The sequence below is a fragment of the Chryseobacterium sp. VD8 genome, from assembly GCF_037149975.1.
Taxonomy (GTDB): domain Bacteria; phylum Bacteroidota; class Bacteroidia; order Flavobacteriales; family Weeksellaceae; genus Chryseobacterium; species Chryseobacterium indicum.
The window spans coordinates 1-255 of record NZ_JBBCQL010000499.1; the positions used below are offsets into that span (position 1 = coordinate 1).

Annotated in this window: 1 pseudogene; it reads right to left on the reverse strand. The window is 36.9% G+C overall.

Going from position 1 to position 255, the window contains the following annotated elements:
- Positions 1-171, reverse strand: a pseudogene (tgt, locus tag WFK35_RS23195) (tRNA guanosine(34) transglycosylase Tgt); the annotation flags it as partial.
- Between the last annotated feature and the right edge of the window lie 84 nt (positions 172-255).

Sequence of the window (255 nt, forward strand, 5' to 3'; positions counted from 1 at the left end):
GATCTGAGCTTTGATATCTTCTTTTAATTCTCTCTGATGAACTGTTTTTACACTTGCAACGGTTCCTACAGGCATAAAAATAGGCGTCTGAATCTTACCGTGATCCGTGGTAAGTTCTCCCGCTCTCTCCTTTCCCTCAGAGGTTTTTTCTATATTAAAAAACTTTTGCATCTTAAATTATCTCGATAAAGCAGGAGGATTCTGAAGATTTCCTGATTTATTTTTTTTATCCTTTACATACTGATCCGCTTTGGG